This is a genomic window from Aeromicrobium massiliense JC14, assembly GCF_000312105.1.
GTDB classification, from domain to species: Bacteria; Actinomycetota; Actinomycetes; order Propionibacteriales; family Nocardioidaceae; genus Aeromicrobium; species Aeromicrobium massiliense.
In genome coordinates this window covers 1,060,806-1,086,004 of sequence record NZ_HE978637.1, presented here as the reverse complement: position 1 = coordinate 1,086,004, position 25,199 = coordinate 1,060,806, and the positions used below count along the sequence as shown (strand labels likewise).

The 25,199-nt window shown below is 73.0% G+C and carries 31 protein-coding genes; 12 read left to right on the top strand and 19 right to left on the bottom strand.

Annotation, left to right across the window (positions count from 1 at the left end; translation table 11 throughout):
- Positions 1 to 24: 24 nt before the first annotated feature.
- Together gad and HGAM_RS19215 are read right to left on the bottom strand one after the other, a co-directional pair.
- A complete protein-coding gene (gene gad / locus HGAM_RS12560; protein ID WP_020693504.1) occupies positions 25 to 1,401 on the bottom strand; it encodes a glutamate decarboxylase in 1,377 nt (458 codons plus the stop codon).
- The gene (locus HGAM_RS19215; RefSeq protein WP_019145853.1) at positions 1,398 to 2,048 is read right to left on the bottom strand and encodes a hypothetical protein; all 651 of its coding nucleotides are present in this window, start codon (positions 2,046 to 2,048) and stop codon (positions 1,398 to 1,400) included. The genes gad and HGAM_RS19215 overlap by 4 nt, the downstream gene beginning before the upstream one ends.
- A 187-nt stretch (positions 2,049 to 2,235) precedes the next feature.
- Here HGAM_RS19215 and HGAM_RS19210 point away from each other — a divergent pair, with 187 nt between their 5' ends.
- On the top strand, positions 2,236 to 3,492 hold the full coding sequence (locus HGAM_RS19210; RefSeq protein WP_019145852.1) for a PP2C family protein-serine/threonine phosphatase: 1,257 nt from the start codon (positions 2,236 to 2,238) through the stop codon (positions 3,490 to 3,492).
- Between the two features lie 6 nt (positions 3,493 to 3,498).
- Here the strand turns inward: HGAM_RS19210 and HGAM_RS12545 are convergent, their stop codons facing one another.
- Together HGAM_RS12545 and HGAM_RS19205 are read right to left on the bottom strand one after the other, a co-directional pair.
- On the bottom strand, positions 3,499 to 4,257 hold the full coding sequence (locus HGAM_RS12545; RefSeq protein ID WP_019145851.1) for a GAF and ANTAR domain-containing protein: 759 nt from the start codon (positions 4,255 to 4,257) through the stop codon (positions 3,499 to 3,501).
- Positions 4,254 to 4,931, bottom strand: coding sequence for a GAF and ANTAR domain-containing protein (locus HGAM_RS19205; RefSeq protein WP_019145850.1), 678 nt, complete (start codon positions 4,929 to 4,931; stop codon positions 4,254 to 4,256). The genes HGAM_RS12545 and HGAM_RS19205 overlap by 4 nt, the downstream gene beginning before the upstream one ends.
- Before the next feature lie 198 nt (positions 4,932 to 5,129).
- Here HGAM_RS19205 and HGAM_RS19200 point away from each other — a divergent pair, with 198 nt between their 5' ends.
- The 6 genes from HGAM_RS19200 (at position 5,130) to HGAM_RS12510 (ending at position 13,646) form a co-directional block, all read left to right on the top strand.
- Entirely contained in the window at positions 5,130 to 5,522 is a 393-nt protein-coding gene (locus HGAM_RS19200; protein ID WP_019145849.1) for an ATP-binding protein, read from the top strand.
- Positions 5,523 to 5,638: 116 nt separating this feature from the next.
- On the top strand, positions 5,639 to 9,382 hold the full coding sequence (locus HGAM_RS12530) for a nitrate reductase subunit alpha (RefSeq protein ID WP_019145848.1): 3,744 nt from the start codon (positions 5,639 to 5,641) through the stop codon (positions 9,380 to 9,382).
- A complete protein-coding gene (gene narH, locus HGAM_RS12525) occupies positions 9,382 to 11,052 on the top strand; it encodes a nitrate reductase subunit beta (protein WP_019145847.1) in 1,671 nt (556 codons plus the stop codon). Before HGAM_RS12530 ends, narH begins: the two co-directional genes overlap by 1 nt.
- A complete protein-coding gene (gene narJ, locus HGAM_RS12520; RefSeq protein WP_019145846.1) occupies positions 11,049 to 11,690 on the top strand; it encodes a nitrate reductase molybdenum cofactor assembly chaperone in 642 nt (213 codons plus the stop codon). Before narH ends, narJ begins: the two co-directional genes overlap by 4 nt.
- Entirely contained in the window at positions 11,687 to 12,430 is a 744-nt protein-coding gene (gene narI, locus HGAM_RS12515; RefSeq protein WP_019145845.1) for a respiratory nitrate reductase subunit gamma, read from the top strand. Before narJ ends, narI begins: the two co-directional genes overlap by 4 nt.
- Before the next feature lie 13 nt (positions 12,431 to 12,443).
- Positions 12,444 to 13,646 (top strand): MFS transporter, encoded by a 1,203-nt coding sequence (locus tag HGAM_RS12510; RefSeq protein WP_019145844.1) that lies wholly within the window; start codon positions 12,444 to 12,446, stop codon positions 13,644 to 13,646.
- Positions 13,647 to 13,660: 14 nt separating this feature from the next.
- Here the strand turns inward: HGAM_RS12510 and HGAM_RS12505 are convergent, their stop codons facing one another.
- From HGAM_RS12505 to HGAM_RS19185, 10 genes are all read right to left on the bottom strand, one after another.
- Positions 13,661 to 14,149: an RDD family protein gene (locus HGAM_RS12505; protein ID WP_019145843.1), complete on the bottom strand. Its 489-nt coding sequence runs from the start codon at positions 14,147 to 14,149 to the stop codon at positions 13,661 to 13,663.
- The gene (locus HGAM_RS19195) at positions 14,146 to 15,000 is read right to left on the bottom strand and encodes a hypothetical protein (RefSeq protein ID WP_147543688.1); all 855 of its coding nucleotides are present in this window, start codon (positions 14,998 to 15,000) and stop codon (positions 14,146 to 14,148) included. The genes HGAM_RS12505 and HGAM_RS19195 overlap by 4 nt, the downstream gene beginning before the upstream one ends.
- A gap of 36 nt (positions 15,001 to 15,036) precedes the next feature.
- Positions 15,037 to 15,576, bottom strand: coding sequence for a DUF7144 family membrane protein (locus HGAM_RS19190; protein WP_019145841.1), 540 nt, complete (start codon positions 15,574 to 15,576; stop codon positions 15,037 to 15,039).
- Positions 15,573 to 15,947: an SHOCT domain-containing protein gene (locus HGAM_RS12490; protein ID WP_019145840.1), complete on the bottom strand. Its 375-nt coding sequence runs from the start codon at positions 15,945 to 15,947 to the stop codon at positions 15,573 to 15,575. Before HGAM_RS12490 ends, HGAM_RS19190 begins: the two co-directional genes overlap by 4 nt.
- A 94-nt stretch (positions 15,948 to 16,041) precedes the next feature.
- Positions 16,042 to 16,593: a DUF1269 domain-containing protein gene (locus HGAM_RS20140; RefSeq protein WP_019145839.1), complete on the bottom strand. Its 552-nt coding sequence runs from the start codon at positions 16,591 to 16,593 to the stop codon at positions 16,042 to 16,044.
- On the bottom strand, positions 16,590 to 17,000 hold the full coding sequence (locus HGAM_RS20655; RefSeq protein WP_019145838.1) for a DUF7144 family membrane protein: 411 nt from the start codon (positions 16,998 to 17,000) through the stop codon (positions 16,590 to 16,592). Before HGAM_RS20655 ends, HGAM_RS20140 begins: the two co-directional genes overlap by 4 nt.
- 92 nt (positions 17,001 to 17,092) lie before the next feature.
- Positions 17,093 to 19,750: a helix-turn-helix transcriptional regulator gene (locus HGAM_RS20900; protein WP_019145837.1), complete on the bottom strand. Its 2,658-nt coding sequence runs from the start codon at positions 19,748 to 19,750 to the stop codon at positions 17,093 to 17,095.
- Positions 19,751 to 19,902: 152 nt separating this feature from the next.
- The gene (locus HGAM_RS12470) at positions 19,903 to 20,307 is read right to left on the bottom strand and encodes a DUF7144 family membrane protein (RefSeq protein WP_019145836.1); all 405 of its coding nucleotides are present in this window, start codon (positions 20,305 to 20,307) and stop codon (positions 19,903 to 19,905) included.
- A gap of 83 nt (positions 20,308 to 20,390) precedes the next feature.
- On the bottom strand, positions 20,391 to 20,888 hold the full coding sequence (locus HGAM_RS12465) for a DUF1269 domain-containing protein (protein WP_019145835.1): 498 nt from the start codon (positions 20,886 to 20,888) through the stop codon (positions 20,391 to 20,393).
- Positions 20,889 to 21,003: 115 nt separating this feature from the next.
- Positions 21,004 to 21,588 carry a hypothetical protein gene (locus HGAM_RS19185; protein WP_019145834.1) on the bottom strand — a complete coding sequence of 195 codons (585 nt, stop codon included), beginning with the start codon at positions 21,586 to 21,588 and terminating at the stop codon, positions 21,004 to 21,006.
- Between the two features lie 162 nt (positions 21,589 to 21,750).
- Between HGAM_RS19185 and HGAM_RS12455 the strand changes: the two genes are divergently transcribed.
- Together HGAM_RS12455 and HGAM_RS19180 are read left to right on the top strand one after the other, a co-directional pair.
- The gene (locus HGAM_RS12455) at positions 21,751 to 21,945 is read left to right on the top strand and encodes a hypothetical protein (RefSeq protein ID WP_019145833.1); all 195 of its coding nucleotides are present in this window, start codon (positions 21,751 to 21,753) and stop codon (positions 21,943 to 21,945) included.
- Positions 21,946 to 21,954: 9 nt separating this feature from the next.
- The gene (locus HGAM_RS19180) at positions 21,955 to 22,455 is read left to right on the top strand and encodes a potassium channel family protein (protein ID WP_019145832.1); all 501 of its coding nucleotides are present in this window, start codon (positions 21,955 to 21,957) and stop codon (positions 22,453 to 22,455) included.
- A gap of 60 nt (positions 22,456 to 22,515) precedes the next feature.
- Here HGAM_RS19180 and ykgO read toward each other — a convergent pair whose 3' ends face one another.
- Genes ykgO through HGAM_RS12435 form a run of 4 tightly spaced genes read right to left on the bottom strand, consistent with a single transcriptional unit; the run spans position 22,516 to position 24,159 of the window.
- Positions 22,516 to 22,638 carry a type B 50S ribosomal protein L36 gene (ykgO, locus tag HGAM_RS12445; protein ID WP_019145831.1) on the bottom strand — a complete coding sequence of 41 codons (123 nt, stop codon included), beginning with the start codon at positions 22,636 to 22,638 and terminating at the stop codon, positions 22,516 to 22,518.
- Positions 22,635 to 22,826 carry a 50S ribosomal protein L32 gene (rpmF, locus tag HGAM_RS20135; RefSeq protein ID WP_081591935.1) on the bottom strand — a complete coding sequence of 64 codons (192 nt, stop codon included), beginning with the start codon at positions 22,824 to 22,826 and terminating at the stop codon, positions 22,635 to 22,637. The genes ykgO and rpmF overlap by 4 nt, the downstream gene beginning before the upstream one ends.
- 29 nt (positions 22,827 to 22,855) lie before the next feature.
- The gene (locus tag HGAM_RS12440; protein WP_019145830.1) at positions 22,856 to 23,917 is read right to left on the bottom strand and encodes a CobW family GTP-binding protein; all 1,062 of its coding nucleotides are present in this window, start codon (positions 23,915 to 23,917) and stop codon (positions 22,856 to 22,858) included.
- Complete coding sequence (locus HGAM_RS12435) at positions 23,914 to 24,159, bottom strand: type B 50S ribosomal protein L31 (protein ID WP_019145829.1); 246 nt, start codon at positions 24,157 to 24,159, stop codon at positions 23,914 to 23,916. The genes HGAM_RS12440 and HGAM_RS12435 overlap by 4 nt, the downstream gene beginning before the upstream one ends.
- Positions 24,160 to 24,219: 60 nt before the next feature.
- On the opposite strand from HGAM_RS12435, the gene rpmB reads away from it, so the two are divergent.
- Genes rpmB through rpsN form a run of 3 tightly spaced genes read left to right on the top strand, consistent with a single transcriptional unit; the run spans position 24,220 to position 24,931 of the window.
- Complete coding sequence (gene rpmB / locus HGAM_RS12430) at positions 24,220 to 24,456, top strand: 50S ribosomal protein L28 (RefSeq protein ID WP_019145828.1); 237 nt, start codon at positions 24,220 to 24,222, stop codon at positions 24,454 to 24,456.
- A complete protein-coding gene (rpmG, locus tag HGAM_RS12425; protein ID WP_019145827.1) occupies positions 24,456 to 24,626 on the top strand; it encodes a 50S ribosomal protein L33 in 171 nt (56 codons plus the stop codon). Before rpmB ends, rpmG begins: the two co-directional genes overlap by 1 nt.
- Positions 24,626 to 24,931, top strand: a complete 306-nt coding sequence (gene rpsN / locus HGAM_RS12420) for a 30S ribosomal protein S14 (RefSeq protein WP_019145826.1) — start codon at positions 24,626 to 24,628, stop codon at positions 24,929 to 24,931. Before rpmG ends, rpsN begins: the two co-directional genes overlap by 1 nt.
- Here rpsN and HGAM_RS12415 read toward each other — a convergent pair.
- Entirely contained in the window at positions 24,915 to 25,187 is a 273-nt protein-coding gene (locus HGAM_RS12415; protein ID WP_019145825.1) for a hypothetical protein, read from the bottom strand. The genes rpsN and HGAM_RS12415 overlap by 17 nt on opposite strands.
- Positions 25,188 to 25,199 lie beyond the last annotated feature (12 nt).

The following is a 25,199-nucleotide window of genomic DNA, read 5'->3' as shown; positions in this document are numbered from 1 at the left end:
ACGTGGGCGGCGCCGGGGAAGCGGTCAGTAGCCGGTGCCGGTCTTCGTCTGCTCGCGCTCGACGTCGTGCGTGCCGCCCTTCTCGTCGAGGGTCTCGCAGGCCTCGGCGATGTCGCGGGTCAGGCGCTCGACCTGCTCGCGGCTCATCGTCTCCTTGACCAGCGCCCGCATGATCTTCTCGGACTGGGCGTTGGGCGGCAGCGTGTACGCCGGCACCATCCAGCCGCGCTCGGCCGACAGCTGCCAGGCGACGTCGGACTCGTCGTAGGACGTGTGCCGGCCGCGCAGCCGGAACGCCACCAGCGGCAGCTGCTCCTGGCCGGCGCCGATCACCTCGAAGCGGCCGCTCGCCTCCAGGTTCTTGGCCAGCACCTGTGCGTTCTGCTGCATCTGCCGCATCACGTACGTGTAGCCCTCGCGGCCCAGGCGGACGAAGTTGTAGTACTGGGCGAGCACCATCGCCGCGCCGGTGGAGAAGTTGAGCGTGAAGGTGGCATCGGTCTTCCCCAGGTAGTTCTCGTAGAAGACGAGGTCCTCGGCCAGGTCAGCGGTCTCGCGGAACACCAGCCAGCCGATCCCCGGGTACACGAGCCCGTACTTGTGGCCCGAGACGTTGATCGAGCGCACCTGCTCCAGGCGGAAGTCCCAGGGGGAGTCGGGGTACAGGAACGGCCAGACGAACCCGCCGCTGGCCGCGTCGACGTGGATCGGGACGTCCAGGCCGCGCTCGCGCTTGAGCTCGAGCAGCAGGTGGTTGATCCCGACGATGTCGTCCATGTGCCCGGTGAACGTCGTGCCCAGGACGCCGACCACGCCGATCGTGTTCTCGTCCACGTGCGGGGCGACGTCGTCGGGCCCGATCGTGTACTTGCCCGGCTCCAGCGGGACGATCCGCGGCTCGACGTCGAAGTAGCGGCAGAACTTCTCCCACACGACGTGCACGTCCGCGCCGAACACCAGGTTCGGCGCGGTGGCCGGAGCGTGGGCGGCGGCCCGGCGCTCCTTCCACTTCCACTTCAGCGATAGCGCGCCGAGCATGATCGCCTCGGACGAGCCCTGGGTGCGGCAGCCGGTGGTCTCGCCGGGCGCGTGGAACAGGTCCGCGAGCATCCGGACGCAGCGCTGCTCGATCTCGGCCGAGATCGGGTACTCGGCGTGGTCGATGAAGTTGCGGTGCAGGTTCTCGGCGATGATCCGCTGCGCCTCGGGCTCCATCCACGTCGTGACGAACGTGGCCAGGTTGCGCTGCGGGTCGCCCTCGAGGTTGAGGTCCTCACCGAGCAGGCGCATCGCGTCCACGGGCGGCATCCCCGCCTGCGGGAACGACGTCGAGGGGACCCTCTCGGTGAGGAATCGGTTGCCGTACAGGGCCTCGGCCCCGGGTTCTCTGAGCTCGGTCATGTCGCTGGACCCACCGTTCGTGTCGGGATGGAGGACTGCAGGAAGCCGGCGGCGACGAAGCACGCCGCACCGGCGAAGGTGCCGCCGTTGACGAGGCCCTCGTTGACGACCTCGTCGGTGGCCGGACGCGTGAAGGCGGCGAGCCCGGCGAGGAAGAACAGGATTGAGCCGGCCTGGTTGACCGTCGCGACCCACCAGTCGGGCGTCCGGTCGGGAACGAGTTGGCCGGGCTCGCGCACGTCCAGCAGCGCGAGGTGGCCGGAGACCAGGAAGCACACGCAGCCGCTGATGTCGGGCAGCCAGATCCAGCCGTCCGACTGGCGCGGGGTCAGGCCCTCGGCGAACGCCGCCACCAGGCTGACGCCGAACAGGAGCGTGCCGACGAGCAGCACGACGGCGCCGCGCCAGGCCCGGTCTGGACCGTGGCCCCCGGCGGCCATGACGGACAGCACGCCGCCGAGCGTGAAGAAGCAGCCCCCGACCAGGTAGGTCACGTTCACCACCACGAGCGCGACGGAGCCCTGCTGGGCCAGCGCGGCGCCGAGCGCGAACAGCGAGCCACCCACGACGAACGCCAGCCCGGCGGCGACGTCGAGCCGGTGCCGTCGTCGCGAGGTCGCCTCGCGCGCGGGCACGGCGTCTGCCATCGCTGCTCCTCCGGTCGGTCCCCTCAGCGTCGCCGCTCGTCCCGCCTGCCGGCCTCACCCACCAGGGGTGAGGTGGCGGGCAGCGGTGCCACGGGCTGGCCGGCGCGTCGGTCACTGGCTGGCAGATGGACGTCGAGAAGCTGCTGCAGGACGAGCGGACGGGCGCGCGTCCTGGCATGGTGGGCCGATGGTCGACGACTGGCGGCGCACGGAGGCGGACCTCTTCGACGGCATCCTGCGGCGGACGCACCTGTCGCGACCGGCGGACGTCGCCCGGCTCGTGGTCGAGGAGGCGCAGTCCGCGCTCGGCGCCGGCGAGGTGGTCCTGTACTGGGTGAATCGGGAGCAGACCGAGCTCGTCCCGCTCCCGGTGGCAGGGTTCCGCACGCCGGCTCCGCTGAGCCTCGACGGGAGCCTGGCCGGCCGGGCCTTCACCACGTCCACGATCCTCACGACGGACTCGGCCCCGGGACGCGTGCGGGTGCTCGTGCCCGTGGTCGACGGCACCGACCGGCTCGGCGTGGTCGAGCTGGACCTGCCCCAGGCCGCCTCGCCGACGGCCGGCGCCGACTCTGAGCAGCGGCTGCGGGTGCTGGAGCGCCTCGGTCACGCGGTCGCGCTGGCCCTGGTCTCGAAGCGGGCCTACGGCGACGACCTCGAGCTCGTCCAGCGCAGCCGCCCCATGGACCTTGGCGCCGAGCTGCTGTGGTCGGCGCTGCCGCCGATGACGTACGCGAACGAGGGGCTCGTCATCGCGGCGATGCTCGAGCCGGCCTACGAGAACGGCGGGGACGCGTACGACTACGCCGTGAACGAGGACGGCGTCCACCTGGCCATCTTCGACGGGCTCGGCCACGGACTCGTCGCCGCCCGCCTGAGCACCTTCGTCCTGGCGGCGGGCCGTCATGCCCGGCGGTCCGGTGCCGGCCTGGCGAAGGCCTACGTCATGGTCGACGAGGCCGTGGCGGCCGAGTTCGGCGCCGACCGCTTCGTCACCGGCATCCTCGCCCGGCTCGACCCCGCCACGGGGGTGCTGGAGTGGGTGGACGCCGGGCACCCGGCACCGCTCGTGCTCCGGGACGGGCGCGTGGTCAAGCAGCTCGAGGTCGAGCCGGCCACGCCGTTCGGCGCCCCCGGTCCGTTCGGCGACGTGCAGGTCGGACGTGAGCAGCTCGAGCCCGGTGACGTCGTCGTGCTCTACACCGACGGCGTGGTCGAGGCCCGCCGCCCGGACGGCTCGTTCCTGGACGTCGAAGGGCTGGTCGAGTTCGTCGAGCGGGAGTCCGCGTCCCGGGCCGGCGCCCCGGAGATCCTCCGGCGGTTCCGGCGCACCTTGCTGGACGACGCGGGGACCGTGCTCGGCGACGACGCGACCGTCCTGCTGGTGGCCTGGCGCACCGGTGCCGAGGACGCGCTCGTGCCGCAGACCGTGCTGGACGACTGACCGGCGTCAGCGACCGGTGCTGCCGACCCGGTCGAGGTCGAGCTCGCGGGTCACGAGCGCGGAGGCCACCACGCTGAGCTTCACCTGGTGGCGGCGGGCGTAGCCGCGCAGCGTGGCGAACGCCTCCTCCATGCCCACCCGGCCGTGCTCGGCGAGCATGCCCTTGGCCTGCTCGATGACCACGCGCGTGGTCAGGGCGGCCTGCAGCTGCTCGGTCACCAGGGACGAGCGGTGCAGCGTCCGCTGCTGGAGGATGCCGATGGTGGCGAAGTCGGCCAGGGCGCGGGCCAGCCGGCGGTCGGCCTCCGACATCGACACGCCCTCGCTGCCGAACAGGCCGAGCGCGCCGATCGTCTCGTCGCGCAGCTGCATCGGCACCGCGTGCACGGACCGGAAGCCCTCCGACAGGGCGGTGGCGACGAAGCCGGGCCAGCGCTTCTCGCGTCCGAGGTCGTCGACGTCGACCGTGACGCCGTCGCGAGCGGCGTCGCTGCACGGACCGCCCTCGGTGCCCTGCAGCTGGAACACCTCGACGATGCGGGTCGCCTCGTCCGAGGACGCCATCACGTGCAGGTCGCCACGCTGGTCGCGCAGCAGCAGGCCGGCCTGGCTGGCGCCGAGCAGGTCGACGCAGGCATGGACGAGCCGGTCGAGCAGCTCCACGACGTCGTAGTCGGCCACGAGGGTGTCGGCCAGGCTCACGAACGTGCGGGCGAGCCGCTCCTCGCGCGTGCCCGTGCCCTGATCGGGGATGTCGCCGCTCATCGCTCGTCCTCCTCGAAGCGCCGACGTCCGTCGATCACGTCCTTGGCCAGCTGCTCGACGGGCACCCCGTCGGCGTAGGCCGTGGACCGCAGCCGGACGAGCGCCTGGTCGATGCTCACGCCCAGCTGCACCATGATCATCCCGGCGGCGCGGTGCGCGTCCAGGTTCATCAGGGGCGCCTCGTCGCCGAAGGTGGCGTCGGTGCGACCACCGTCCAGCAGGGTCAGCGTGACGGCGTTGGCCACGGTCAGGGCCCGCGCCAAGGCCTGCCCGGCCAGCGGTCCCGGATCGCGCCGGTACAGGTCCGCCGCGCCGATGGCGGTGTCGCCGACGCGCAGGGGCAGCGCGAAGATGGCGCGCACGCCGAGCTCCCGGGCCTCGTTCGCGAACGCGGGCCAGCGCAGGGAGTGCCCGTCGCCCGGGTGCTGGAGGTCGGCCACGAGCACCGGCGAGACCGAGCGCGACGCGTCCAGGCACGGACCCTCGCCGGTGGTGAACTGGGTGCGCTCGATCGCCTCCGCGACGTCGTCGGTGCCCATCACCGGCTCCATGGTGCCGGCGCGGGCGAGCGAGAACCCGGCTCCGTCGACGCCCACGGACTGGGCGCAGGCGGCGAGCAGCACCCGCACGCGGGCGTGCGCCGCCGCGGTCAGCTCGTCGTCACGTTCGATCATCAGTGGTGCCCCATCTGTGTCGCGAGCGCTTCGCCCCACGCGCTCGGGCCAGGCTCCGAGCATAGCGCCGGGCGCCCCCGTCCGGCGGGTCCGAAGGGGGTGCGCGTCGCCCGGCGCGGAGGTACGGTCGAACCGAACCCGGTGGTGGCCCAGCCCCCGCTTCCCGCCTTGGATCCGTTCCGAGCGTGCGAGAAGGTCATGGGATCGACGTCGACGTGGTGGCGGCAGCTGTTGCTGCCGTGCGCGGAGTCCAGTCCCGCGCTGGCCCGTTCGTTCGTCCGGGCCCACCTGCACGAGAACGGCCTGGCCAGCCGGTGCGACGACGTCGAGCTGGTCGTGAGCGAGCTCGCCACCAACGCCGTCGTCCACGCGCGCACCGCCTGCTCCGTCCGGCTCGCCTACGGCGGCGGGGTCCTGCACCTGCACGTCCAGGACCGCTCCCCGGAACCCGTCCGCCCGACCGTCGACCGGGGAGCGGACGCCCCCGGCGGCCGGGGCCTGGTGCTGGTCGATGCGTTCAGCGACGCGTGGGGCGTGCGGACCGCGGCGCCGGGAGCGAAGACGGTCTGGGCCACGTTCGCCGTCCACTGAGGCACCCGTCGTCCGCGTCGACCCGCCGGAGCGGGCATGACCGCGTCCGACGCGTCGCCTGAGGTTCACCTGGCGGCCGTTGCCCGTGCCCCACCCCCGGACGTAGCGTCCCGAGCATGGCCTCACGGGGGAGAGGCCGGGCCACTGATGGCCCGGCGAGCCAGGCGCTGCTGGACGCAGGACGGTTCTTCACGCGCTGGGACGAGACGGACGACGGCAGAGCGGTCTTCCGGGAGGGCGGTCGCGCAGGCGACGTCTTCTACCGGGACCGCTGGAGCCACGACAAGGTCGTGCGGTCGACGCACGGCGTGAACTGCACGGGATCGTGCTCCTGGAAGGTCTACGTCAAGGACGGGATCATCACCTGGGAGACCCAGCAGACGGACTACCCGTCGGTCGGTCCCGACCGGCCCGAGTACGAGCCCCGCGGCTGCCCCCGCGGGGCTGCCTTCTCCTGGTACACCTACTCGCCGACGCGGGTGCGCTACCCGTACGTGCGCGGCGTGCTGCTGGAGATGTACCGCGAGGCCAAGGCCCGGCTGGGCGACCCGGTGCTCGCGTGGGCCGACGTGACCGGCGACCCCGAGCGTCGCCGCCGCTACCAGCGGGCGCGCGGCAAGGGCGGACTCGTGCGGGCCAGCTGGGAGGAGGCGGTCGAGATCGCCGCGGCCGCCCACGTCCACACGATCAAGACCTACGGGCCCGACCGCTGCGCCGGCTTCTCGCCGATCCCGGCCATGTCGATGGTGTCGCACTGCGTCGGCACGCGGTTCATGCAGCTCATCGGCGGCGTCATGACCTCGTTCTACGACTGGTACGCCGACCTGCCCGTGGCCAGCCCGCAGGTGTTCGGCGACCAGACGGACGTGCCGGAGTCCGGCGACTGGTGGGACGCCACCTACCTGATGATGTGGGGCTCGAACGTGCCGGTGACCCGCACGCCGGACGCGCACTGGATGGCAGAGGTGCGCTACCGGGGCACGAAGGTCGTGACCGTCAGCCCCGACTACGCGGACAACACGAAGTTCGCCGACGAGTGGATGCCCGCGCAGGCCGGCACCGACGGTGCGCTCGCCATGGCGATGGGCCACGTCATCCTCACCGAGCACTACGCGCAGGGCCGCACGCCGTTCTTCGCCGACTACGTCCGCCAGTACACCGACCTGCCGTTCCTGGTGCGGCTCGAGGAGCACGCCGACGGCGGGCTGGTGCCGGGCAAGTTCCTCACCGCCGCCGACCTGGGCGCCGCCGCGGAGGAGGACGCCTGGAAGACGGTCGTGCTCGACGCCACGTCCGGCGAGGCCGTGGTGCCGAACGGGTCGCTGGGCTTCCGCTACGCCGAGTCCGGCAAGGGCCGCTGGAACCTCGACCTCGAGGGGGCCGAGCCGCTCCTGTCGGTGGCCGACGGAGACGGAACGGTCGCGTTGGAGCCGGCCGAGGTGCTGCTGCCCGCGTTCGTCGCCCCCGACGGCGAGGGGTCGGTGCTGCGTCGCGGCGTGCCCGCGACGCGCGTCGGCGGGCACCTGGTGACCACGTCGCTGGACCTCATGCTCGCCCAGTACGGCGTCGTGCGGGACGTGGCCGGGCAGCCGCTGCCGGGGGAGTGGCCGACCGGGTACGACGACGCGAGCACGCCCTACACGCCGGCCTGGCAGGCCGAGATCACCAGCGTCCCGGCCGAGCAGTGCCTGCGGGTCGCCCGCGAGCTCGCCCAGAACGCCGAGGAGTCCGGCGGCCGGTCGATGATCATCATGGGCGCGGGCGTCTGCCAGTGGTTCCACGGCGACGCGACCTACCGCGCGATGCTGGCGCTGCTCATCCTCACCGGGTGCATGGGCCGCAACGGCGGTGGCTGGGCGCACTACGTCGGCCAGGAGAAGTGCCGTCCGGTCACGGGGTGGATCTCGCTGGCCAACGCGCTGGACTGGTCGCGTCCACCGCGCACCATGACCGGCACCTCGTACTGGTACATGCACACCGGCCAGTGGCGCCAGGACGGCTACTCGGCCGACTCGCTGGCCTCGCCGCTGGCCGAGGGGCACCTGCGCGGCAAGCACACCGCCGACGCGATCGCCCAGTCCGCCCGGCTCGGCTGGATGCCGTTCTACCCGCAGTTCGGCACGAACCCGCTGCAGGTCGCCGACGACGCCGAGGCGGCCGTCGCCGAGGGACTTGCGCAGGACGCCGCCACCTACGTGGCCGAGGCGCTGCACCGGCGCGACCTCACGCCAGCAATCGAGGACGTGGACGCGCCGCAGAACTGGCCGCGCACGCTGGTGCTGTGGCGCTCGAACCTGCTCGGCTCCTCGGCGAAGGGCAACGAGTACTTCCTCAAGCACCTGCTCGGCACGCACTCCAACGTCCGCGGCGTCGACGGCGAGGGAGGCGAGGCGCCGGACGTGCCGCGTCCGAGCGAGGTGGCCTGGCATGACGAAGCACCCGAGGGCAAGCTCGACCTGCTCGTCTCGGCCGACTTCCGCATGACGTCCACGACGCTGCTCTCGGACGTCGTGCTGCCGGCCGCCACCTGGTACGAGAAGCACGACCTGTCGTCCACCGACATGCACCCGTTCGTGCACGCCTTCACGCCGGCGATCGACCCGCCGTGGCAGGCCAAGAGCGACTTCGACACCTTCCACCTGCTCGCCCAGCGGTTCTCGCAGATGGCCAGGACCCACCTGGGCGTCCGCAAGGACCTGGTGAGCGTCCCGCTGCAGCACGACACCCCCGGCGAGACCGCCCAGCCCGGGGGACGCGTCGTCGACTGGCGCGACGCCGACCGGCCCGGACGTCCCGGCCGCGACATGCCGGTGTTCACCGTGGTCGAGCGCGACTACACCGCCATCGCCGACAAGCTCGCGACCGTCGGTCCGTTGGCCGACCGGCTCGGCTTCACGGTCAAGAACGTCACCTACCGGCTGGGCGAGGAGGTCGAGCGGCTGGCGCGCAAGAACGGCGTCATGCTCGGCGGGGCCGGCGACGGGCGTCCGGCGATCGACACCGACACCAAGCTGGCCGAGGCGATCCTGTCCTTCTCGGGCACGACCAACGGCGAGCTCGCGGTGCAGGGCTTCCGGACGCTCGAGGAACGCGTGGGCAAGCCGCTCGCCGACCTGGCCGAGGGGTCCGAGGAGCGGCGCATCACCTTCGCCGACACCCAGAAGCAACCCGTGCCGGTCATCACCAGCCCGGAGTGGTCGGGGTCGGAGACGGGCGGACGCCGGTACGCGCCCTTCACGGTGAACGTCGAGCGGCTCAAGCCGTTCCACACGCTCACCGGACGCATGCACTTCTACCTCGACCACGACTGGATGTCCGACCTGGGCGAGTCGCTGCCGACGTACCGGCCGCCGCTGGACATGCACCGGCTGTTCGGCGAGCCGCGGCTGGGGCCTGACGGCGCCACCGTCACCGTCCGCTACCTGACCCCGCACTCGAAGTGGTCGATCCACTCCGAGTACCAGGACAACCTGCTCATGCTGTCGCTCTCGCGCGGCGGCCCGACCGTCTGGATGAGCCCGCAGGACGCCGAGAGCATCGACGTGCACGACAACGAGTGGGTCGAGTGCGTGAACGCCAACGGCGTGCTCGTCGCGCGGGCCATCGTCAGCCACCGCATGCCGGCCGGCGTCGTGTACGTCTACCACGCCCAGGAGCGGACGATCGACGTCCCGAAGTCCGAGGCCACGGGGCGCCGCGGCGGCATCCACAACTCGGTCACCCGGCTGCTGGTCAAGCCGACGCACCTGATCGGCGGCTACGCGCAGCTGTCGTACACGTTCAACTACCTCGGTCCCACCGGCAACCAGCGCGACATGGTGACGACGGTCCGGAAGCGGTCCCAGGAGGTCGAGTACTGATGCGCGTGATGGCCCAGATGGGCATGGTGATGAACCTCGACAAGTGCATCGGGTGCCACACCTGCTCGGTGACCTGCAAGCAGGCGTGGACCAACCGCGCCGGCACCGAGTACGTGTGGTTCAACAACGTCGAGACGCGGCCCGGCCAGGGCTACCCGCGGCGCTACGAGGACCAGGAGCGCTGGCGCGGCGGCTGGGAGCTGGGCCGGAACGGCAAGCTCAAGCTCAAGGCCGGCGGCCGGGTCAAGAAGCTGTTCGGCATCTTCGCCAGCCCCGTCCAGCCCGAGCTCGGCGACTACTACGAGCCGTGGACGTACGACTACCAGACGCTGGTCGAGGCGCCGCTCGGCGACGACTTCCCGGTCGCCCGGCCCAAGTCGCTGATCACCGGCGAGGACACCAAGATCACCTGGTCGGCCAACTGGGACGACAACCTCGGCGGCTCCAGCGAGATGCTCGACCTCGACCCGGTGGTCGAGAAGCTGCGCCGGGAGTCCGAGGACAAGGTCCGGCTCGAGCTCGAGCAGACGTTCATGTTCTACCTCCCGCGCATCTGCGAGCACTGCCTGAACCCCTCGTGCATGGCGTCGTGCCCGTCCGGCGCGATCTACAAGCGTGCCGAGGACGGCATCGTGCTCGTCGACCAGGACCGGTGCCGCGGCTGGCGCCAGTGCATCACCGGGTGCCCGTACAAGAAGATCTACTTCAACCACCGCTCGGGCAAGGCCGAGAAGTGCACGTTCTGCTACCCACGCGTCGAGGTCGGCCTGCCCACGGTCTGCTCGGAGACGTGCGTGGGGCGGCTGCGCTACCTCGGCCTGTTCCTGTACGACGCCGACGCCGTGAGCGCCGCGGCCTCGGTCGAGGACCCGCAGGAGCTCTACGAGGCCCAGCTGGACCTCATGCTCGACCCGCACGACCCGGGGGTCGTCGCCGAGGCGCGACGCAGCGGCATCCCCGACGACTGGCTGGACGCCGCCCGCCGGTCGCCGGTGTACGCGCTGGCCAAGACCTACCGGGTCGCGCTGCCGCTGCATCCGGAGTACCGGACGATGCCGATGGTCTGGTACGTCCCGCCGCTGTCGCCGGTCGTCGACCTGCTGTCGTCCCAGGGGCACGACGCCGAGGACGCCGGCACGCTGTTCGGGGCGATCGAGGCGCTGCGCATCCCGGTGGAGTACCTGGCCGAGCTGTTCACCGCCGGCGACACCGAGGTCGTCACGGGCGTGCTGCGCAAGCTCGCGGCGATGCGTGCGTACATGCGGGGCGTCTCGCTGGGCCGGGAGCCCGACGCGTCCATCCCGGCGTCGGTCGGCATGGGCGAGGAGGAGCTGTACGAGATGTACCGGCTGATGGCGATCGCCAAGTACGAGGAGCGCTACGTCATCCCCACCGCCCACGTGGAGGACGCCCACCGGCTGGAGGAGATGGGGTGCTCGCTGGACTTCGACGAGGGCCCCGGCATGTACGACTCGGGCCCGTTCGGCGAGGCGAGCGGGAGCCCGGTGCCCGTGGCGGTCGAGACGTTCCACGCTCTGCGCGACCGCCAGACCGCCGACGAGCCGGCCTCGCAGGGGTCGATGCGCGGACGGGTGAACCTGCTCAACTGGGACGGCAACGGACGGCCGGACGGCATGTTCCCGCCCAGCCCGGGGAAGGACGCGTCGTGAGGCGGCGCCGCGACGAGACCGCCACGCGGGTCACGTACCAGGTGGCGTCCTGGACGCTGGGCTACCCGGACGAGGCGCTGGTCGGCCAGGTGCCGGTCCTGCGGGCCGCCCTGGCCGAGCACCCGGGCGTCCACCCGGGTCTCTCCGGACTGGTCGACCACCTGGACGCCACGCCGCTGGACGTCCTGCAGACGGCGTACGTCGACCTGTTCGACCTGAACCGCAAGCACGCGCTGCACCTGAGCTACTGGACCGACGGCGACACCCGCCGCCGCGGCGAGGTGCTCGGCCGCTTCAAGTCCGCGTACCGGGCCAGCGGGTTCCTGGTCGACACCGGCGGGGAGCTGCCCGACCACCTGTCGATGGTGCTGGAGTTCGCGGCCGTCGCCGACCTCGCGGCCGGCAGCGAGCTGCTGCTGGACTTCCGACCCGCCCTGGAGCTGCTGCGGCTGGCGCTGCTCGACCACGGCACGCCCTACGCCGGCGCGCTCGCCGCGGTCTGCGCGACGCTGCCGGGGGAGTCGCCCACCGACCGGCGCGGCGCGATGGCGCTGGCCGGGCCGCCCGCCCTCGAGGCGGTCGGTCTCGAGCCCTACGACCCCCGGCTGCTGCCGGTGCTGGATGGGACCCGGGGATGAGCACCGTGCTGTGGGGCGTCCTGCCGTACGTGATGCTCGCGGTGCTCGTCGGCGGCACCTGGTGGCGCTACCGCTACGACAAGTTCGGCTGGACGACCCGCTCGTCCCAGCTCTACGAGTCGCGGCTGCTGCGCATCGGCTCGCCGGTCTTCCACATCGGCATCCTCGTCGTGCTGATCGGGCACGTCATCGGGCTGGTGATCCCCGAGTCGTGGACCGACGCGATCGGGGTGAGCCAGGAGATGTACCACGTCAACGCCCTGGTGCTCGGCGGCGTCGCCGGGCTGTTCACGCTCGGCGGGCTGCTGATCCTGGTCTACCGGCGGCGCACGACCGGGCCGGTCTTCATGGCCACGACGCGCAACGACAAGCTCATGTACGCCGTGCTGGTCACGACCATCGCGCTCGGGCTCTGGACCACGCTCAAGGCCGTGGGGGCCGGGCACGAGGCGCACGACTACCGCCAGACGGTCTCGCCGTGGTTCCGGTCGCTGTTCACGCTCCAGCCCGACGTCGACGCCATGGCGGCCGCGCCGGTGCAGTTCCACGTGCACGTGCTGATGGCCATGGTGCTGTTCACGATCTGGCCGTTCACCCGGCTCGTCCACGCCTTCACCGCGCCGCTGCACTACCTGTTCCGTCCCTACATCGTCTACCGCAGCCGGGACGACCTGGCCTCGGCCCGTCCGCCCCGCCGGGGCTGGAGCGCGGTCGGCACCAGCGACCGGTCCCGACGCTGAGCCAGGAGCCCCGATGACGAGCACGCGCACCACCGAGACCACCGCCGACCTGCGCGGCCAGGGCCGCAACCTGGCGCTCGCGACGTTCGCCTTCGCGGTGAGCTTCTGGGCCTGGAACGTGGTGGGCCCGCTGGGCGTCCGCTACGCCACCGAGCTGGAACTCACGAGCTCGCAGAAGTCGTTGCTCGTCGCGATCCCGGTGCTGGTCGGCTCGCTCGGCCGGATCCTGGCCGGGGCGTTGACCGACCGGTTCGGCGGACGACTCATGTTCCCCGTGCTCCTGGCCGCGTCCGCGCCGTTCGTGCTGCTCGTGGCGCTGGCCGGCGAGCGCGGCTCGTACGGCCTGCTGCTCGTCTTCGGGTTCTTCCTCGGCGTGGCCGGCACGACCTTCGCGGTCGGCGTCCCGTTCGTCAACGCCTGGTACGAGGCGCCGCGCCGCGGCTTCGCGACCGGCGTCTTCGGCGCCGGCATGGGCGGCACGGCGTTGTCGGCGTTCTTCACGCCGCGCATGGTCGAGTGGTTCGGCTACACGGCCACCCACGTGCTGGTCGCCGTGGCGCTCGTGCTCACCGCGGTGCTGTGCTGGACGGCCATGCGCGACTCGCCCCGGTGGCAGGCGAACCACAACCCCGTGCTGCCGAAGCTCGCGCTGGGCCTGCGCCTGCCGGTGACGTGGCGGATGTCGTTCCTGTACGCGGTCACCTTCGGCGGGTTCGTGGCCTTCTCCACCTACCTGCCGACGTACCTCACCGACGTGTACGACTTCGACCTGAAGCAGGCCGGCACGCGTACCGCCGGGTTCGCGATCGCCGCGGTCGTCGCCCGTCCGATCGGCGGCATCCTGGCCGACAAGGTCGGCCCGCGCACCGTGGTCATGGCGTCGCTGGCCGGCACCGCGGCGCTGGCGGTGGTCGTGGCGCTCGAGCCGCCGGTCGAGGTGCCGGCGGGCGTCGCATTCGTCCTGCTCGCGCTGTTCCTGGGGCTCGGCACTGGTGGCGTCTTCGCGTGGGTGGCGGTGCAGTCGCCGCCGGAGAAGGTCGGCACGGTCACCGGACTGGTCGGCGCGGCCGGCGGTCTCGGCGGGTTCTTCCCGCCGCTCGTGATGGGGGCGACGTACGGGGTCTGGCTGGACGACTACGGATTCGGCCTCGCCCTGCTGGTCGTCGTGGCCCTGGGAGCGCTGCTGTTCACCGTCCGGCAGCCGTCCGGTCGCTAACGGCCAACCGGCAATCAGCGCCAGGTCGCCCAGTCGTACTGGACGCTCGTGCGCAGCACCACGTCGTGCAGCGCGGCGTCACGCCGGCTCACGACCACCCAGAGCAGCCCGACCGGCACGAGCACGCACGCGACGGCCCGCAGCATCGCGCGCACCGAGCCCAGGGGCCGGCCGTCGAGCCTGGTCACCCGCAGCCCCATGACGTGCTGGCCGTAGGAGCGCCCTCGTGCCCACCAGGGCAGGGCGAGCACCACGACGGCCACGACCAGGTAGGTGCCGGCCACGAGCCCCGACGACGGGCGGGGTGCGCGGAAGCCCTCGGAGTCCAGCACGAACCGTGCGGCCGTCCACGCCAGGTACTCCGTCACAAGCACGAGCAGCACGACGGCGAGGTCGACGCACGCGGCCAGCAGCCGGCTGACGATGCCCGCGGGGCCGCCCTGGTGCTGGCGGGCCTCGGCGGGCACCGCCGAGACGTGGCCGGGTGGGTGCGGGACGCTCATGCCGGGGCGTCCCGGGGCTGGCGGCCGGTTGCCGACCGTCGCCGCAGCCGCTCGACGAACCGGTCGACCGCGCTGTCCGCGCTGATGCCCTGCATCCGGACGCTGCGCACGGTCTCGGCGGCCAGCGAGCCGCTCGACTCCCGGATGATCTCGGGCAGGTCGACGGCCGCGATCACGTCCCTCGCCAGCACGTCGAGCTGGACCCGGGCGACGAGCGCGTCGAGGTCGAGCGTCGCGGCCACGGCGTCGAGGTCGACGTGCTCGGTGACGAGGGCGGTGAGGTCGAGCCGCCGGAGCAGCGCGTCGACGTCGAGGGTGGCGGCGAGAGCGTCGAGGTCGACGTGCTTGGCGACCAGCGCGGTCAGGTCCAGGCGCCCGAGCAGGGCCTCGACGTCGAGGGTGGCGGCGACCGCGTCGAGGTCGACGTGCTCCGAGACCAGTGCGGTCAGGTCCAGGTCACGCAGCACGGCGTCGACGTCGACGTCGGCGACCAGGGCCTGCAGGTCCAGGTTCCGCCGCACGAGGTCCGTGACGGGCAGCAGGCGGCCGAGGTGGTCGACGACCGCCGGCACCACGGCGACCAGCAGGCGGTCCGCGGCCCGTCGCGCCTCGGCCCGCTCGGCCCGGCCGTGGCGCTCGACGGCGGCGAGCAGGACCGGTCCGAGCCGGAAGGGCACCAGGGGAGGGTCGAGCACGACCCGGACGGCGGGGCGGGCCGCACGGCGTCCGACCCGGGCGGCGAGGCCGAGCGCGGTCAGGCTGAGGGCGCCCGCGCCCCAGAGCACGTCCGACGCCCGGGGGGAGCGCTGCGCCCTCGGAGGCACGGCGGAGCCGGGAGGGGTGTCAGGCATCGGCGGTCCTTCCTGACGGGGCGGCGCCCCTCCACCTCACCTCGGCGCACTCTCGTGCGACGAGGACGGACGCCGGACGTGGGCTCCAGCATCACCGGCACGGGCTCGGTCCGCGTCGTCCGCGACGGACGAGAGCTCGCCCTCGGCGTCGCGGAGCAGCTCGCACAGCGCCCACACGACCAGGACGTCGAAGCCGATGACGACGATCGCCCACAGCGGATAGACCGGGAGGAAGGCGAAGTTGGCCAGCATCGAGGAGCCGGCCACGATCAGGCCGGTGACGAGGCCCCACGTCGCGCCGGTGAGCACGCCGACCGCGACGACGGCCGCGAGCACGCCCACGACGAGGTGGATCCAGCCCCACGCCGTCAGGTCGAGCGCGTAGGAGTAGTCGACGTCGTCGGACAGCGGCTCGTCCTGGCCCAGCGCGGTGATGCCCTGCAGCACGGCCAGCAGCGCGGTGACGAGCAGGACGACGCCCCCGACCCGGCTGAGCGCCCGGGCCCGGGACGTCGTCATGCGGCTCTCGCGCCGCGGCGGACCCGACGGGCCGCCGGACGCCGCGCGGTCGCTCACGCCAGTGCCTTCGCCTTCAACGCCTCGTACTCGGAGCCGGTGATCGTGCCGGAGTCGAGCAGCGACTTCGCCTGGGCGATCTGGTCGGGCGGGGACGGCGTGGCGACGGACCGGATGTAGGCGTCCTGGGCCTCGCGGTGGCGCACGGCCGCGCTCATCTGGCGCTCGGCCATGCCGCGGCCGCGGGCGATGAGGTAGACCAGCGCGGTCACGAAGGGCAGGAAGATCAGGCAGACGACCCACACCGCCTTGAGCGCACCGGACAGGTCCGCGTCGCGGAACACGTCGGTGAGGATGCTGAACATCACCATCAGGTACGCGATGAAGGCGAAGCTGACGACGATGAACCAGATCACGTCCCAGAAATCCATGACGGGCCTCCTGCTCGGTCGGTTCCTCCCTGGATATCGTTCGCCGTCCCGGGTGCGTCTCACCCGCTTCGGGCGAATCCTTGTTCGGCCCCGCCTAGCCGCGGTCCTGCAGCTCGTGGACGGCCGCAGCGAGCCGTTCGGCCGCGCCGGTGCGCAGCATCGCGTGCATGAGCCGGACGTCGCCACGGGCGCGGCCCCGCTCCACGACCCCGCGCACCTCGTCGATGTCGGCGTCGGTGGCCAGCACCGTGAGGGCGGACGTCCCCGGCTCGAGGCGGCTGCGGATGTCCTGGAGGAAGTCACGCTCGATCCCCGTGCCCTCCAGGCGGCGGGCGAGCGTGCCCAGCACGTCGCGCGGGTCGTCGGCGGGCGCCGGGTCGGGCACCACGAGCGCCAGCAGGCCGGCCAGCACCGATCGGTCGCCGGACGACGACCGGTGACGCAGGTGGCCGATGCGCGGGGCGTGGGCGCCGTGCACCCAGGTGACGGAGACGGCGTCCACGACCGTCACGGCCTCGCGCTGCTGCAGGTCCCGGAGCCGCAGCTCTCCGGCGGCGGCACCGAGGACGGAGTCGTAGTGCCACACGGTGAGTGAGCTCGCGCTGAGCGCCGCCAGCTCCTCGCCCGCCGGGAACCCCTCGCTCACTGGGTCGCGATCAGCCGGCACAGCGACCACATCACGAGGGCGTTGAAGGCGATGACGACCAAGGCCCAGAACGGGTAGTACGGCATGAACAGGAAGCTGGCCACGACCGCGAGGAACGCCACGGGCAGGGCGGCGAAGCGGGCCCAGGGCGCGCCCATGAGGAGGGCGCCGCCGATCACCGTGGCGACCACGCCCAGGCCCAGGTGGACCCAGCCCCAGGTGTCGAGGTCGAGCTCGGCGAAGTAGCGCGGTCGCCCGGTGAAGACGTCGTCGCCGACCAGCGCGGCGATCCCCTCGAGCGCCTGCATGATGCCGACGGTCGCGAGCAGGAAGCCCGCGAACGCGGCCGTCTCCCAGGCCATGCCCGAGTCGGGCGCCCGGTCACGTGCTCCGGTCGGTGCGGTCATGGGTCCTCCGGTCCGTGGCGGTGGACGTGCGTGCGTCGCGAGCGTAGGTCCGTCCCGGCCCGGCGGGCCTCACCCGAATCAGACGACGGCGCTCAGATCAGCCGGTGGGTCCGGGCGACGGCGAGCGCCTCGCTGCGGCGTGACACCGCGAGCTTCGCGTACAGGTTGGAGACGTGGGTCTTGACGGTGTTCTCGGACACGACGAGGTTCGCGGCGATGTCGGCGTAGGTGGAGCCACGGGCGAGGTCGGCGAGCACGTCGCGCTCGCGGGCGCTCAGCTCGAGCCGGGAGACCGGCTCCTCGACCCGGTCGCGCTCGGCCGCCGTGGCCATCGAGAAGCCGTAGCGCCCGACGACGTCGGCGTGCCCGCGGCGCGCGTCGACGACCTGCGCCAGCCACGATGCCGCGTCGGGCTGGTCCTGCTCGGCGAGCGCCTCGAGCAGCAGCGACAGGGGAGTGCCGTGCCGCGACCAGCCCAGGAACGGCACCACGTTGTCGCGGACGGACGTGCCGCGGACGGCGGCCCGCAGGTCGTCCAGCGCCGCCGCCCGGTCGCCGAGGACGTCGAGCAGCTGGGCCCGCGTCGTCAGCGCGAGCTCCCGGGTCGCGGGCTGGGCGAACCGGGCCGTGCGGCTGGCCTCGTCCAGCAGCTGGCAGGCGGCGTGGACGTCGCCGACGAGGTCGGCCTGCAGGCCGAGGAGCAGCGCGACCTCACCGGGCGCCGTCACGGTCGCCAGTGCCTGCTCGGCGACTCGCACCCGGTCGCGGTCGCCGGCCAGGTACGCCAGGAGCCCCCGCTCGACCAGGAGCGCCACGCGCAGGTGGTCGGGGAGCCCGTCCGCGCTGCCGGGCACGTCGAGCGGCATGGCCATGACCTGCTCGGCCTGGTGCAGGGACCCGCCGCGCAGCGCGACCCGGGCCTCCAGCACACGCCGCCAGAACCGGGTCGTGTGGTCGCCGGGATGGACCTGCATGCCATCGGTCTCCAGCACGACCGCCGGGAGCGGCAGCCCGGGCATGCCGGACAGCGCGAGGGCCAGCGCGGCCCGGGTCCGGGCGTAGCGCGGTCGCCAGTCCGGCGTGTCCGCGAGGACGACGCAGGCCTGCTCCGCGACCTCGCGACTGGTCCGCTCCCGTCCGAGCATGTACTCGGTGAGCGCCAGGTGGGTGGACGCGGCCAGGGTCAGGGCAGGCAGCTCGCGGGAGCGTCCGAGCTCCGCGGCCGACGTCAGGTTCCGGGCCGCCGGCGTCAGGTCGCCGGTCCAGTTCTGCGCGATGCCCAGCTCGGTGAGCAGCTGGGGGAGCACCGCACTGTCGCCCACCGGGCTGGTCGAGCCGGCCGACAGCTCGTCGGCGAGCTCCTGGGCGTCCCGGACGGCGTCCGCCAGCGGGAGCACGCCCAGCCGGCCCAGCACGAGCCCGGTGAACGCCTCGACGGTCCGGCCCGACCGCGCCAGCCGGGTCGGTGCGGCCACGTGGGCGCGGAGCCGCTCGCTCCAGCACCGGGCGGCCGCGGTGTCCCCGGCCACCCACCGCTCCAGCGCGACGGTGAGCCACGCGGCCGGCTCGGCCTCGACGACGTCCGGGTGGTCCCGGGCGAACCGGGCGACGAGGCTGCCCTGGCCGCGCATGAGCAGCGTCAGCCCCTCGCCGGCCAGCATGCCCGCGGCGAGCTCGAGCTCGTGGACGCCCACGAGCCGCTCGAACGCCAGGCCGGTCGCACCGCGGGCGACGTCCAGCTCCACGGCCCGTGCGACGGTGGACCGAGCCAGCACGACGTCCACGCCTCCGCTGACGAGCCGGCGGCGGACGACCTCCACGAGCAGCGGGTGGATGCGGAACCGGGCGTCCGGCTCGTCGGCGAGCGGTCCCTCGACCGATGCGCCGTCCAGCCGCGTGACGAGCAGCCCGGTGGACTGCAGGTCGGTCAGCACCTCGCCCGCGTCCTGGTCGCCGGAGAGGTGGACGGCGGTCGCTGGCGTCACGACCTGATCGGACGCCACCGTCAGCAGCAGGTGGCGCTGGCGCCGGGGGAGGGAGGCGAAGACCTCGCTGGTGGCCTGCCCGGCGACGCCGGTGGCGTCCGCCGCGTAGCGCCGGGCCGCGGCCACGGGATCGGCGGCGGCGGCCACGGCGCGCGAGAGCAGGACGACCGCGGCGCACCAGCCCTGGGCCTGGCCGCTGATGGCGGCGACGACCTCCGGGTCCCGGGTCCGCGCGTGCGACGCGACCATCTCGGCGGTCTCGTCGTCGGTCAGCCGCAGCACGTCGCCGCGGAGCACGGTCAGGTGCCCGAGCAGCTCGGGGACCAAGCGGCTGACGGGCAGGTCCCACCGGCTCAGGAGGAGCACCCGCATCGAGTCCGGGTCGGTCGACAAGCGGTGCTCCAGCAACCGCACGGCAGCGGGCGGCAGGAGGTGCGCGTCGTCGACCACAACCACGCCGGGGGTTGAAGCGGACGGGGCGACGGCGAGGTCGAGCTGCTGGGCCAGGCGCTCGGCGTCCCAACGGGCGTCGGCCTGGACCCAGACGACGGGCTCGCGGTGCCGCAGGCGGGCCCACCCCCCGACGCCCAGGGTCTTGCCCGTGCCGGCCGGCGCGACCAGCAGGGTCAGCGGCGAGGACGCGGACGCGTCCAGGTGCTCGAACAGGGTGTGGCGCAGGACGTAGTTGTGCGGCAGTCGCGGCGGGGCGCCGCCGGGCGGGGGAACACCGTCCCCACGCTCGCGGTCGTCGTGCAGCTCCGACATTGGCCCCAGCCTCCCCCGGGTCCGTGCCGCGGGCCGTCCTCGAGGTGCGCCCACGGCGTCAGGGGGCGACCTCGGCCGCCCTTCCTTCACCGTAGGCCCTCCAGGGGCCGATGGAGCTCATCCGCAGCGGATGATCCGAGAACTGGTCGGACTCACCGGTGCACGGGGTCCAGCTGCAGGCTCAGGGCCCACACGACGAGCAGGTTCGTGACGATGAGCGTCAGCGCCCACCAGGGGTAGTAGGGCAGGAACAGGAAGTTGACGACGCACCCCGCGGCCGCGACCAGGATGCCGGCGCCGGCCGCTCCGGCCTGGTTCAGCAGGATGCCGACCGCCACGAGGACCGCGAGGGCGCCCAGACCCACGTGCACCCAGCCCCAGGTCGTCACGTCCATCTGGAGGCTCTGCTTCGGGCCGGACGCCAGGACCTGGTCCTGGGCGATCGCCGCGACGCCCTGGAGCACCTGCAGGATGCCGGCGGCGGCCAGCATGAGCCCGCTGAAGGCGATGACGCCGGTCGGCTCGTCGGCGTCGCTGGGCCTCGGTCTGGTGATCATCGGGTCTCCTCCTGGAGGGCCGTGCGTCGGCGGCCGCAGCGCCGGCCGGGCGCGCGCGTCCGGCCGGCGAGCGACTGCGTGCCTCACGCCTCGGCGAACACCTGACGCAGGGCCTGCTCCTGCTCCGTCGACAGGTTGGTGAAGATCAGGTCGGACGGCTGGTGGCTGGCGAAGGCGTCCTTGACCCGGTCGATGACCGCGTCGGACGTCATGACGAACAGCGCGGACGTGCCCGGCGTGACCTGGTCGCGGACCCGGTTGATGAACCCGTCGTCGATGCCGACGTCGGTCAACGACCCGGCGAGCGCGCCCGTGGCGGCGCCGACCGCGGCCCCGAGCAGCGGCACGAAGAAGATGAGGCCGAACAGCATCCCCCAGAAGGCGCCGCCGAGGGCGCCGACGCCGGTGGTCGGGGCGCCCTGGTGCGTCTTGGGCTTCTTCTTGCCCTCCTCCCACGACACGGTCGCCGAGTCCAGCACGGTGATGACGTTCTCGCGCGCGAGCTGCTGGAGGGTCCGTGCGGCTTCTTCGGCACCGTGTGGCGAGTCGAACTTCCAGACGGTGAGGGTGGCCTGTGCCATCGCTGCTCCTTGGGTGTGCGCGGCGGCGCGGACGACGTCGCGATCGGTGGTGGTGGTGCCAGTCCAGCCCCGCGAACGGCCCGCGTCCTCACCCGGCGGGGGTGAACGCCGGTCGTCAGCGGCGGGCGTCCTCGGCGTCCGGCTGCCCGGACGCGCGGGACTGCACGCGGTGACCGGCCAGGGCCAGCACCGCCCAGGCGACCGCGAACAGCGCGGCCTCGGGCCCGGACTCCGGGCGCCAGAGCAGGCCGACGCTGTCGTCGCCCAGGCGGCCGACGCCCGACAGCACGAGCGCGGAGCCGGCCAGTGCCGTGCCCCACCGCAGGAACCGGAGCCGGAACCGGTTCGCCAGCAGGGCACCGAGGACGGCGACCGTCGGCACGAAGACCGTCGCGAGCAGCCAGTCGGCGTCGCCCTGCCCGGCCCCGGAGTCGGCCAGGACGAACAGCTTCGCCCCGACGATGGCGCCGACGCACCCGCCGCCGACGAGGAACATGACGGTGGCGACGAGCCACGTGCTGACGAACGCCAGCCCCGCGCCGCAGAGCGCGACCAGCAGGGTCGTGCCGAGCGAGGCGTCGAAGACCTCGGCCAGCAACCAGCCCGCCGCGAACCCGGCCACCAGCACGCCGAGCCGGACGGAGGCCGCGCCGGCGAAGCACAGCACGGCCCCGAGGACGACCAGCACGAGCTCGCTCACGGGGGATCCCTTCGGTCGGTGGTCTGCGGCGATCGTCGTCCCGTGGCCCACCGCGGGTCCTCGCCCGATTCCGGTGAGGTCGCCGGCACGGCTCCGGCGTACCGTCGCCGCAGGTCGCGGGTTCGGCCGCGACGACGAGGGGCGGGCGGGACGATGGCGAAGATGCTGATCCGCGTGGACGGCGAGCTGTCCGAGGAGCTGCTGACCGCGTTCCCGCAGCTGGTCGTCCGGCGCCACCAGGCCTCGACGACGTTGACCGGCGACATGGCCGACCAGCAGGAGCTGCAAGGCGTTCTCAACCTGCTCACCACGGTCGGCATCGACGTCGTCGAGGTCGTCTCCATCCCGGACGGCTAGGCCACGGTGGTGTCCCGCGTCCTGCGGCTGGGCTCGGTCAGCGTCCTGCTCCTCGTCCTGTTCCTCGTGGTGCCGGTCCGCTCCGAGACCACCGGCACGACCCTCGTCCGCGGCCTGGCCACCGCGGTGCTCCTCGGCGCCGCGATCACGGTGCTGCTGTGGCAGCTGCGACTCACGGCCGAGGACCAGGACCGACGCGTCGACGGGCTCGTCGCGTCGCTGGTGCTCGTGGTCGTGACGTTCGCGCTCGGCTTCTACGCCCTGGAGGTGCACCGGCCCGGCGAGGTCGCCGGCCTCGACACCCGGGTGGACGCGCTCTACTTCACCTGCTCGACGATGCTCACCATCGGCTACGGCGACGTGCACGCGGCCGGCCAGACGGCACGGGTGCTGGTGCTCGTGCAGATGGTCGTCGACATCGTCTTCGTGGCGACGGCGGGCAGCCTGCTCACCGGACGCATGCGGCGCCGGGCGCAGAGTCGCGCGCGGCGCGCCGGCGAGTCGTCCTGACGGTGACCGGACGGACGACGGCCCCCGACCTGCGTGCAGGTCGGGGGCCGTCGCGCGCGGTCAGCCCTGGCGGGCCTTGAGGCGCGGGTTCTGCTTGTTGATCACGTAGGTGCGTCCGTGGCGACGCACGACCTGCGAGCCCGGCTGGTTCTTCAGCGAGCGCAGCGAGTTCCTGACCTTCATGCGTTCCTCCTGTTCCGGCCGGTCGTGGGATCGACCAGCCCTGCGTGGACGGCGGCGACGAGGCGTCGGGGGACGCGGTGCTCGCGGCCGTCGACCGTCACGGACACCAGGGCGGGCGCGGACGCCTTCCACTGGGACCGCCGGTGACGGGTGTTGCTGCGCGACGTGCGGCGCTTCGGTACTGCCATGGGTCCTCCTGCGGGGTAGTGAACAGCGATCAGGCCGAGATGCTTCCCAGCCAGGGCTCGAACCCGTCGTGGGTCGTGCGCCAGTCGTCCGGGGCCGCGTCCGGCGCGACGAGCAGCGCGTGGAACGCCTCCTCGAGCCCGGCCGGGACGTCGCCGGTCCCGGTCAGGACGAGCCGGGTGCGTGGCGGTCGCGGGCCCCAGGACTCGCCGTCGCCGATGCTGAGCTGGCCGCCCGCGCCGTCCCACACGAGGGCGCGGTCGGGACGGGTCGGCAGCCAGAAGCAGCCGCGCGCACGGAACGGGCCGGAGCCGAGGCTCTCCAGGTCGTCCAGCAGCCGGGCGGGGTCGAACGGGCGGTCCGATCGCAGGTCGAGGCGCCACACGTGGGGCGACCGCAGGCTCGGCAGCTCGCACTCCAGGACGGTGCCCGTCCAGGCCTCGGTGCGGCCGTAGTCGTGGGCGTGGCCGGTGAGTGCCGTGGCGTCGAGGTGCTCGGTGCCGGCGACCACGCTCGCGCCGGGGCGGGCGAGCGCGGCCAGCAGGTCGAGCCCGGCGTCTTCCGCCTCGCCGACCGCGACCGTGACGTCGGCGTGCTCGACCATCGCGCAGGTCACCTCGGCCACACCGCGTCGGTCGTCGGGACCGCAGTGCGTGCCGCGTTCGGCCAGCAGGTCGTCACCGAGCAGGTCGTGCTCGATCCCGCGTCCGGGGAGCGCGGCCACCACGGACGCGACCCGCAGGCGCCGGGCGAGGCGGGTGTCGAGGGCCAGGACGTGGCAGACCTGGTCGGCCTCCGCCCCGACGGGCAGGTGGGCGACGATCGTCGACCAGCGCCCGTCCGTGGCCAGGCGCTCGAGCGTCGGCAGGACGTCCTCGCGCAGGGCGCAGCTGACGCAGGCGTGCTCCAGGTGCACCTCGTGCTGCTCGAGCACCCCGCTCATGTCGCTCACGACGCGTCGCAGGACGCCGGCGTCCACGTCGATGTGGTGGCGCACGGCGACGGCTCCGGGCAGGTCGAACAGCAGGCCGACCATCGTCGTGGCCAGGGCGTCGCGATCGGTGCCGGTCAGCAGGACGACGGGCGTCCTCATGCGCGGCTGCCGTAGCGACGGCGGAAGCGCTCGACGCGTCCCTCGCTGTCGACGACGCGTCCGCGACCGGTCCAGAACGGGTGGCTGGCGGTCGAGACGTCCACGTCGACGACGGGGTAGGTGGTGCCGTCGAGCTCGATCGTGCGGTCGCTCGTCATGGTCGAGCGGGTCAGCGTCAGGTCGCCGGTCGAGCGGTCCCGGAAGACCACCGGGGCGTAGGGCGGGTGGATGCCGCGGCGCATGCTGCTCCTTCCGTGTGTGAGACTGAGAATCATTCTCAATAGTACTCGTAGGAGGAAGCCATGTCACGCACGTGCCAGGTGACCGGCGCCCGTCCGGGGTTCGGTCACCACGTCTCGCACTCGCACCGTCGGACCAAGCGCCGTTTCGACGTCAACGTCCAGCGCAAGCGGTACTGGGTGCCCACGCTTTGCCGGCACGTCACGCTGCGGGTCAGCGCCCGCGGGATCAAGACGATCGACCAGCGCGGCATCGACGCCGTCGTGGCCGACATCGTCCGTCGCGACGGGAGCCTGTGATGGCGAGCCGCAGCAGCGACGTCCGGCCCATCGTGAAGCTCCGGTCCACCGCCGGGACGGGCTACACGTACGTCACACGGAAGAACCGGCGCAACGACCCCGACCGGCTCGAGCTGACCAAGTACGACCCCCGCGTGCGCCGGCACGTGACGTTCAAGGAGGAGCGCTGATGGCCAAGCAGAGCAAGATCGCCGCCGACCGACGCCGCCGCGAGGTGGTCGCCCGCTACGCCGACCGTCGTGCCGCGCTCAAGGAGCAGGTGCGCCTCGCCCTGCCCGGATCGCCCGAGCAGACGGCCGCGGTGCGGGCCCTGTCGCGCCTGCCGCGCGACGCGTCCCCGGTGCGGCTGCGCAACCGCGACCAGGTCGACGGACGCCCGCGCGGGTTCGTCCGGCTGACCGGCACGTCGCGCATCCGCTTCCGTCAGATGGCGCACCGCGGCGAGCTGCCGGGCATCATCAAGTCCAGCTGGTGAGCTGGCCCAGGTCGATGCGCCACTCAGAGAGTCCGACCGCGAGGCTGACGACGGAGACGGCCAGCGCGGCCCGGACGGACGGCGTGGTCTCCCGCCCGCGGCGGTGGACGGCGACGAGCACCGCTGCGACGCACGCGGCCACGAGCACGCTGCGCAAGGCCCATTCCCGCGGCGTGGCGACGAGGTCGTCCTGGCTCACGAGGACCGGACCCCAGCCCTCCGGAAGGGCGAAGGCGAGGACGAGCCACGCGAGCACGGTGCTCAGGAC

Bases quoted from the DNA above. Each gene is read 5' to 3' on its own strand.
- gad (WP_020693504.1), bottom strand. From the start codon at position 1,401: ATGACCGAGCTCAGAGAACCCGGGGCCGAGGCCCTGTACGGCAACCGA.
- HGAM_RS19215 (WP_019145853.1), bottom strand. From the start codon at position 2,048: ATGGCAGACGCCGTGCCCGCGCGCGAGGCGACCTCGCGACGACGGCAC.
- HGAM_RS19210 (WP_019145852.1), top strand. From the start codon at position 2,236: ATGGTCGACGACTGGCGGCGCACGGAGGCGGACCTCTTCGACGGCATC.
- HGAM_RS12545 (WP_019145851.1), bottom strand. From the start codon at position 4,257: ATGAGCGGCGACATCCCCGATCAGGGCACGGGCACGCGCGAGGAGCGG.
- HGAM_RS19205 (WP_019145850.1), bottom strand. From the start codon at position 4,931: ATGATCGAACGTGACGACGAGCTGACCGCGGCGGCGCACGCCCGCGTG.
- HGAM_RS19200 (WP_019145849.1), top strand. From the start codon at position 5,130: ATGGGATCGACGTCGACGTGGTGGCGGCAGCTGTTGCTGCCGTGCGCG.
- HGAM_RS12530 (WP_019145848.1), top strand. From the start codon at position 5,639: ATGGCCTCACGGGGGAGAGGCCGGGCCACTGATGGCCCGGCGAGCCAG.
- narH (WP_019145847.1), top strand. From the start codon at position 9,382: ATGCGCGTGATGGCCCAGATGGGCATGGTGATGAACCTCGACAAGTGC.
- narI (WP_019145845.1), top strand. From the start codon at position 11,687: ATGAGCACCGTGCTGTGGGGCGTCCTGCCGTACGTGATGCTCGCGGTG.
- HGAM_RS12510 (WP_019145844.1), top strand. From the start codon at position 12,444: ATGACGAGCACGCGCACCACCGAGACCACCGCCGACCTGCGCGGCCAG.
- HGAM_RS12505 (WP_019145843.1), bottom strand. From the start codon at position 14,149: ATGAGCGTCCCGCACCCACCCGGCCACGTCTCGGCGGTGCCCGCCGAG.
- HGAM_RS19195 (WP_147543688.1), bottom strand. From the start codon at position 15,000: ATGCCTGACACCCCTCCCGGCTCCGCCGTGCCTCCGAGGGCGCAGCGC.
- HGAM_RS12490 (WP_019145840.1), bottom strand. From the start codon at position 15,947: ATGGATTTCTGGGACGTGATCTGGTTCATCGTCGTCAGCTTCGCCTTC.
- HGAM_RS20655 (WP_019145838.1), bottom strand. From the start codon at position 17,000: ATGACCGCACCGACCGGAGCACGTGACCGGGCGCCCGACTCGGGCATG.
- HGAM_RS20900 (WP_019145837.1), bottom strand. From the start codon at position 19,750: ATGTCGGAGCTGCACGACGACCGCGAGCGTGGGGACGGTGTTCCCCCG.
- HGAM_RS12470 (WP_019145836.1), bottom strand. From the start codon at position 20,307: ATGATCACCAGACCGAGGCCCAGCGACGCCGACGAGCCGACCGGCGTC.
- HGAM_RS12465 (WP_019145835.1), bottom strand. From the start codon at position 20,888: ATGGCACAGGCCACCCTCACCGTCTGGAAGTTCGACTCGCCACACGGT.
- HGAM_RS12455 (WP_019145833.1), top strand. From the start codon at position 21,751: ATGCTGATCCGCGTGGACGGCGAGCTGTCCGAGGAGCTGCTGACCGCG.
- ykgO (WP_019145831.1), bottom strand. From the start codon at position 22,638: ATGAAGGTCAGGAACTCGCTGCGCTCGCTGAAGAACCAGCCGGGCTCG.
- rpmF (WP_081591935.1), bottom strand. From the start codon at position 22,826: ATGGCAGTACCGAAGCGCCGCACGTCGCGCAGCAACACCCGTCACCGG.
- HGAM_RS12440 (WP_019145830.1), bottom strand. From the start codon at position 23,917: ATGAGGACGCCCGTCGTCCTGCTGACCGGCACCGATCGCGACGCCCTG.
- HGAM_RS12435 (WP_019145829.1), bottom strand. From the start codon at position 24,159: ATGCGCCGCGGCATCCACCCGCCCTACGCCCCGGTGGTCTTCCGGGAC.
- rpmB (WP_019145828.1), top strand. From the start codon at position 24,220: ATGTCACGCACGTGCCAGGTGACCGGCGCCCGTCCGGGGTTCGGTCAC.
- rpmG (WP_019145827.1), top strand. From the start codon at position 24,456: ATGGCGAGCCGCAGCAGCGACGTCCGGCCCATCGTGAAGCTCCGGTCC.
- rpsN (WP_019145826.1), top strand. From the start codon at position 24,626: ATGGCCAAGCAGAGCAAGATCGCCGCCGACCGACGCCGCCGCGAGGTG.